At 64.3% G+C, this 409-nt stretch carries 1 protein-coding gene; it reads left to right on the forward strand.

Annotation, left to right across the window (positions count from 1 at the left end; genetic code table 11):
* Positions 1–409: hypothetical protein (locus tag PSR9079_RS23770; RefSeq protein ID WP_218939809.1), on the forward strand; the 409-nt coding region annotated here is incomplete at both ends.

The raw sequence follows: 409 nt of genomic DNA on the forward strand, positions 1-409 counted from the left end.
AGGGCGTCGAGCGGGAGGCCGATGTCGAAGTGGCCATTGTCCGTCTTGCGAAGAAGGCAGACTTGCAGCGCGACATCATCGGCTCGGTGCTGGATAGCCTGGCTGAAGACTCCCTGGCCGAAACGGGGGGCGCCGGCGATGCGCATGCCATCGGCGACGATCGACAGTTGGCGATCCCTGGAGACGTGATCGTGCGCACGGAGCGCGCGTTCAAGGCAGCTGTCACCTCCATGCGCGAATGCGTCATAGCTCAGGCGCGCGCGAGCTACGCAGCACGCCTGGTCGGCCAGACGCTGGCGCAGCGCAATGGCGAGGATAAGGGCGATCCGCAAGGCGACCTCATCCAGACTATCCGTGAAGGCATCGCCAAGGGCTATGACGAGCTCAAGGATCGGGCATGGTCTGAGGT

This window comes from Pseudoalteromonas rhizosphaerae, from assembly GCF_902498845.1.
Classification (GTDB): Bacteria; Pseudomonadota; Gammaproteobacteria; order Enterobacterales; family Alteromonadaceae; genus Pseudoalteromonas; species Pseudoalteromonas rhizosphaerae.